The sequence below is a fragment of the Rummeliibacillus pycnus genome (assembly GCF_050459865.1).
Classification (GTDB): domain Bacteria; phylum Bacillota; class Bacilli; order Bacillales_A; family Planococcaceae; genus Rummeliibacillus; species Rummeliibacillus pycnus_B.
This window is the reverse complement of sequence record NZ_JBCMNM010000116.1, coordinates 1-6,600: the sequence shown is the minus strand read 5'-3', so window position 1 is coordinate 6,600 and position 6,600 is coordinate 1. Positions and strand designations below refer to the sequence as shown.

Here is a 6,600-nt window from a genome sequence, read left to right as displayed (position 1 = left end):
GATTGAAGTTTCACTTTATTGGAGGAAAATAGGATGGAAAAGAAACGAATTGTTGTGAAAATTGGTAGTAGCTCTCTAACCAATTCCAAAGGGGAAATTGATCAGCTAAAATTTCAAGATCATATACGAGCAATTGCTAAATTGAAACAAGCAGGACATGAAGTTGTTCTCGTTTCTTCAGGAGCAGTTGCTTGTGGATTCCGTAAACTTGGATATTCTTCAAGACCAGTAACTTTAAAAGGAAAACAAGCAGCTGCAGCGGTAGGTCAAAGTTTACTCGTGCAATCCTATACTGAACAGTTAAGAAAATACGATATTGTGACTGCACAGATTTTATTGACTAGAACGGATTTTTCAAAAAAGGATCGTTACAAAAATGCCTATGCAACACTTTCTGAATTATTAGAACGCTCGGTATTACCGATTATAAATGAAAATGACACGGTTTCAGTTAAAGAGTTAACGTTTGGCGATAATGATATGTTATCTGCATTAGTTAGTGGGTTAGTTCATGCTGATCAATTAATCATATTAACGGATATAAATGGTCTTTATAATGCAAACCCGAAAAAAAATCCAGATGCCATACGTTTTACAAGGTTAACTGAAATTACTGATGAACTACTTGGCTTTGCAACAGCTGAAGGATCGAAAGTTGGCACTGGTGGTATGCAATCAAAGTTACTTGCTGCTAAGACTGCCTATGAATTAGGAGTTAAAGTTTTCATTGGACATGGCACAGGTGATGAAAAGCTATTATCCATCTTAAATGGTGATGGTAATGGTACTTATATTGAAAAAGATGAGTTACCTATATTGAATAGTCAAAAACAATGGATTTCATTGTTCTCAGCAGTTGCAGGAAAAATTACTATTGATGAAGGAGCAGAAGTTGCTTTAGTCAAGCATGGCAAAAGCCTTTTGCCTGCAGGTGTAACAAAATTAAAGGGAGAATTTTCTACAGGTGATGTTGTAGAAGTTTATGGTCCACATGGTCTTTTAGGAAGAGGAGAAATTCTGTATTCTTCAGAACAGTTAGAACAATCAATGGGTAAAAGAACAAACGAAATTGAAACACCATCAATCGAAGTAATTCATCGTGATCGTTGGGTTCAATTATAAGGAGGGAGCATTATAAATGACGGAAGTAATTGAAAAAGGGAAATTAGCAAAAAAAGCAAGCTATGAAATGAATCAAAAGACAACATTAGAAAAAAATAATGCTTTGAAATGTATCGCGAAGCAATTACTAATAGATAAAGAAATAATTCAAAAAGAAAATCTGAAAGATATTATTTCTGGAGAAGCAAAAGGTTTATCTCCATCCGTGCTAGACCGAATTTTACTCACTGATGAAAGATTAAATGGAATTGTGGAAGCAATTGAATTAGTAGTGAACTTATCTGATCCAGTAGGGGAAGTTCTTGAAAATATTACGAAAGAAAATGGCCTTCTTATACAAAAAAGACGTGTTCCGCTCGGCGTAATCGGGATGATATATGAAGCACGTCCTAATGTGACAGTAGATGCAGCTACACTTGCTCTTAAGACGGGAAATGCTGTGATTCTTCGTGGCAGTTCATCTGCTAAATTTTCAAACATAGCGCTAGTTGATTCAATTCAAAGGGCATTAAGCAAATCAACATTACCCGTAAACGCAGTACAACTTATTGAAAATACTAGTCATGAAGCGGCAGAAGAACTATTCCATTTAAAAGAGTACTTAGATGTATTAATTCCTCGTGGCGGAAAGAATTTAATTGATACCGTTGTATCAAAAGCTACGGTGCCTGTGATTGAAACCGGGGCGGGAAATTGCCATATCTTCATAGATGAAACAGCAAATTTACAAATGACAAAAGATATTGTTCTAAATGCTAAAACACAGCGTCCATCAGTTTGTAATGCTGCTGAAAGTCTGTTGATTCATGAAAATTGGTTTGTAGAGAATGGGGAAGAATTAGTAGAAACATTGCTCAAAGCGGGCATCACAATTTTTGGAGATGACACCGTTCAAGAAGCTAATTCAAATGTCAAAAAAGCAACAGAAGAGGATTGGGCAACAGAATATTTGGCATTAACGTTAAGTGCCAAAATTGTTAAGAATATCGACGAAGCGATTGAGCATATAAATCAATATGGAACGAAACATTCAGAAGCGATTATTACTGAAAATCTAGAAAATGCAAGAGGATTCCAAACAGGAGTAGATGCTGCAGCGGTATATCATAATGCTTCCACTCGTTTTACTGATGGTTTTGAATTTGGCTATGGAGCAGAAATCGGAATTAGTACACAAAAACTACACGCAAGAGGACCTATGGGCTTACCTGCATTGACTTCTAGTAAATATTATATATCAGGAAATGGACAAATTCGTGAATAATAGGGAAATATGGGACTTAAAGTTCTATTAAATGATTGATAATATTGTATAATAAAAATTACTTAATAGAGAAAGTAGTGACTGATAATGGCAACAGCCTCTCACACAGTTGAAGTTCAAGTACCACAAAAAGAAGTATGGGAATTTGTAAGTCAAATGGAAAAATGGGCTACACTGGTACCAGGATACCGTGAACACCAAATTTTAAATGACAAACAATCTACATGGACATTTGCAGGGAATGTAGGTGTATTAAAAAAAGAAGTAAAAGTACAAATTGATATTATCAGCTGGGAAGAACCTTCTAAAATTAGTTTCGAACTAACTGGTCTATCTGATAAGTTTTCAGGAACAGGTTATTTCGAAGACGTGGCATTAGATGCAAATAAAACTCAAATGACAGGTCATTTAGAAGTAAAAGCAGGGGGTCTTGCTGCACCAGTTCTAAATCCACTTTTCACGGCAGTACTTCCTAAAGCAACAAGCGTATTAACGAATCGTGTTGCCAATAAAATTCAATTGGTTCATGCTTAACTCTTCTTTGAAATTGAAAATTTAAGTACCTTACAAATAATAGACACCTATTTCGATAGGTGTCTATTATTTGTTTTGTACAATATTATTCGATATAGTTTGGATAAGTAAATGGTGTGAAGACAGGAGCAAAGTATGAAAAGTTATAATTATTTACATCCAAACACAATAAATGAAACTCCAATATTAGTAATCCAAAATGAGCAAAAAGAAGATGTTTTAACTTGTCAAAGAATATATAGTAACGGTGTGAAACGTTTCTTGGATCAATTATTATGGGAAAACAAATATTTTCTAACATATAAAACATATGATTTGAAGAAACAAGAACTCTTTACATGTAAAAAGATATCTAGAAAAGGGAAAATGTATTTTGAAGTAGTAGATGAAAGAAACAAAGAAAAATATTCGATTGCCTATGATGGTTGGCAACAACTGATTCCTAATTTAATTATTACTAAAGGCGATTTTTTAATGAAGATACATAAAGAAATGGAAGATTGGTCAACATTTTTAGTAGATGACAGGGTGGTAGCAAGATGGCAGGCAAATTTACAAAACGATGTCTTTCATATTGAACTTCAAATTGAAGAAGAAGCACCCATATCAAATCCTGCATTTTATATAGCAATTAGTCAGTGTGTATTATATATAGGAGGATAGTGATAGGAAAGTGTACTTATAAGCTTTTCATTCAAAATTTTTTGGAGAGTTTTTTACAAAATCTCTTGCTTCCTATTCTAAAAATAGGAAAGGGGGCTATCTAATGAAGAACTGGGTTCCGTTTTCAGACAAAGAATACGATCAAATTTGGGACAGAATATATAGAGAATTTAAATTTGAACCAAGTATTTCTAAATTCCCGTCATTTGAGGTACCAAATCCTTTTATAACTTATGATATTTCCGATTATTTTGGGGAATCAGTAGATTTAGATGCTTATGATGACCTTGAACAAAAAGCGTTAGATGTATTTAAAGAGAGTACATTAGTTGATGAATATATACTGGCACTTGATTGGCAACACGAATGTTATTGGGTAAATTCACGCTTAAAATTCGACAGAGACGAATTCGGAGAATGGACGATACCAATCTTTCCGAATGGCGATTACTATTTCTTTATCCAGAAGGACTTTAAGTGGGGCTTTTTAGGGCACCCTTGGGAAAGAAGTATAACTATATTTGGAAAAGAATTAATAAATGCTTTTGATAAACACAAGCCTATAATGTTTCAAAAGATTTTAAGTCAGGGCTAATGGACCCAAATTAGGTCCCTTATCTTTTACGAAATCAACACTATTATTTAACAGAGCCTTTCAAAAAAGAAAGTTGAAATAATAAGAAAATATGATAGGAAAGTTATTATGTGAATAATATTGATAGGTTAAAGCTTAGAAATTCAGATATTTGTGCATGTTCTTACATAAAATGTTCAAATTTGATGGAAACTATGTAAAGAAAGGTGTATTATTCATATTGTAGGCTGATAAAGTGGGATCTTTCCACTAATTATAGGATAGAGGTTGAATATAAATCGTCAAAAAGGCAATCATTCATGATTGGTTTACAAACACTTTTTTGAAAAAGTGAGTGTTTGGAAAGATGATTAATTATGACTTCTTCAATATTATCTGTACTAGTAAATAAAAAAGTAAATAGTTATTGCAAAGGAGAATTGGATATGTCAGAAACGACTAATCAATTACAAGCTGAACAACCAGCTTTAAGCCAAGAAAAACTTGATGTATTAGATCAATTATTAAAACCTGAGGTGCAAGAATCTATTACAGCATTGGTAAACGAATTACCTAAGTTGACAGAAATGGTGACAACTTTAACAAAGGTATATGATGTAGCACAATCTCTTTCAACAGACAGTGTGTTAAAAAATGATATCGTTGGTGCTGTAGGAGAAATGGCAACCCCAGTTGTAAATACAGCTAAAAGTTTAGCTGCAACAGCTATTGAAGCAAAAGATCGTGCTGCTGAAAGTACTGAAACTATTGGTCTTTTTGGTGTACTCCGTTTATTAAAAGATCCACAAGTACAACAATTATTCCGTTTCGCTAATGCTTTCCTTCAAGTGAACGAAGAACATAAACAAGTAAAATAGTCTTTACATCAATACTGATTATGGAGGATTAATTATGTCAAAAAAAATCATCATTTTAGGCGCAGGTTATGGCGGCGTTTTAACTGCTCTAACATTCCGCAAATATGCAACTAAAGATGACGCAGAAGTAACTGTAGTCAACCAATTCCCAACACACCAAATCATCACTGAACTTCACCGTTTAGCTGGTGGTACTATTAAAGAACAAGCTATTTCATTCCCATTAGAAAAAATCTTCAAAGGGAAAGATATTGATCTTCACATTTCTAAAGTGAAAGAAATCTCACCAGATAACAAATTTGTTAAATTAGAAGATGGATCATCTCTATCTTATGATGTTCTTGTAGTGGCTTTAGGAAGCCAAACTGGATATTTCGGTATCCCTGGACTAGAAGAAAACAGTATGGTACTTAAATCTGTTAACGAAGCAAATCAAATTAATGCTCATATCGAAGCTAAAATTAAAGCATATGCTGAAACAAAAAATCCTGCTGACGGTACGATCGTAATCGGCGGTGGCGGCTTAACAGGTATCGAACTTGTTGGTGAAATCATCGACAATATGCCAAAAGTTGCTGAAAAATATGGCGTAGACTTCAGCGAATTCAATGTTAAATTAGTTGAAGCAGGTCCAAAAATTCTTCCTGTATTACCAGATACTTTAATTGAACGTGCTACTGAATCATTAGCTAAACGTGGTGTAGAATTCTTAACTGGTCTACCTGTTACAGCTGTTGAAGGTAACAAAATCTCACTTAAAGATGGTCAAGTAATCGAAGCAAACACATTTGTTTGGACTGGTGGTGTTGCAGCACTTCCTGTAGTTGCTGAATCAGGTTTAGAAGTAAACCGTGGTAAAGCAACAATCAACGAATTCTTACAATCTACATCTCACTCAGATGTATTCGTTGTAGGTGACGCTTCAGTTTTAATTCCTGAAGAAGGCGCACGTCCATTATATGCTCCAACTGCTCAAGTAGCATGGCAAATGGGCGAAACAGCTGGATTTAACCTATTCGCACAATTAAAAGGTCAACCAATGAAAGAATTCAGTGCAGTTAACTCTGGTACACTTGCTTCACTTGGACGTAAAGATGGTGTAGCAACAGTTGGTGCGAACAACACTGAACTTAAAGGTTTACCAGCTACATTGATGAAAGAAGCAAGTAACATTCGTTACTTATCACATATTAAAGCATTATATGGTTTAGCATACTAGGCCGATTAAGTTAAAAAACGACTTCCTTTTAACGGGAGTCGTTTTTTTAATAGGCTATGTGAAATATTTATATTGATTCACAGATTTATAGAATATGCCATGTTTAAGAGGATATTGTAAGTTTGTGATTGAATTAGAAAGAATAAAAAAGGTTGCTTTTTCAAGGCAACCTTTTTTATTGAATTTTATCTAAGAAACGTCGTGTTCGTTCTTCTTGCGGGTTGTTGAAAATTTCATTTGGAGAGCCTTTTTCAACAATGATTCCTTGGTCGATAAAAATAATTTCATCTGCCACTTCTTTTGCAAAACGCATTTCGTGAGTTACTACAACCATCGTCATACCTTC

General features: G+C 34.3%; 7 protein-coding genes and 1 pseudogene. 7 read left to right on the top strand and 1 reads right to left on the bottom strand.

Annotated elements, in window-relative coordinates; all coding sequences use genetic code 11:
* Positions 1-33: 33 nt before the first annotated feature.
* The 7 genes from proB to ABE048_RS19595 all read left to right on the top strand — a co-directional run bounded on the left by proB (position 34) and on the right by ABE048_RS19595 (position 6,254).
* On the top strand, positions 34-1,122 hold the full coding sequence (gene proB / locus ABE048_RS19625) for a glutamate 5-kinase (protein WP_430312982.1): 1,089 nt from the start codon (positions 34-36) through the stop codon (positions 1,120-1,122).
* Between the two features lie 16 nt (positions 1,123-1,138).
* On the top strand, positions 1,139-2,386 hold the full coding sequence (locus tag ABE048_RS19620) for a glutamate-5-semialdehyde dehydrogenase (RefSeq protein WP_430312981.1): 1,248 nt from the start codon (positions 1,139-1,141) through the stop codon (positions 2,384-2,386).
* Positions 2,387-2,473: 87 nt separating this feature from the next.
* Entirely contained in the window at positions 2,474-2,920 is a 447-nt protein-coding gene (locus tag ABE048_RS19615) for a CoxG family protein (protein WP_430312980.1), read from the top strand.
* Between the two features lie 135 nt (positions 2,921-3,055).
* The gene (locus ABE048_RS19610; RefSeq protein ID WP_430312979.1) at positions 3,056-3,583 is read left to right on the top strand and encodes a tubby C-terminal domain-like protein; all 528 of its coding nucleotides are present in this window, start codon (positions 3,056-3,058) and stop codon (positions 3,581-3,583) included.
* A gap of 103 nt (positions 3,584-3,686) precedes the next feature.
* Positions 3,687-4,178, top strand: coding sequence for a DUF2716 domain-containing protein (locus tag ABE048_RS19605; RefSeq protein WP_430312978.1), 492 nt, complete (start codon positions 3,687-3,689; stop codon positions 4,176-4,178).
* A gap of 425 nt (positions 4,179-4,603) precedes the next feature.
* Entirely contained in the window at positions 4,604-5,035 is a 432-nt protein-coding gene (locus ABE048_RS19600) for a DUF1641 domain-containing protein (protein WP_430312977.1), read from the top strand.
* Between the two features lie 34 nt (positions 5,036-5,069).
* Positions 5,070-6,254 carry an NAD(P)/FAD-dependent oxidoreductase gene (locus tag ABE048_RS19595; RefSeq protein ID WP_430312976.1) on the top strand — a complete coding sequence of 395 codons (1,185 nt, stop codon included), beginning with the start codon at positions 5,070-5,072 and terminating at the stop codon, positions 6,252-6,254.
* 175 nt (positions 6,255-6,429) lie between these two features.
* On the opposite strand, the pseudogene ABE048_RS19590 reads toward ABE048_RS19595, so the two are convergent.
* Positions 6,430-6,600 (bottom strand): annotated as a pseudogene (locus tag ABE048_RS19590) (ectoine/hydroxyectoine ABC transporter ATP-binding protein EhuA); the annotation flags it as partial.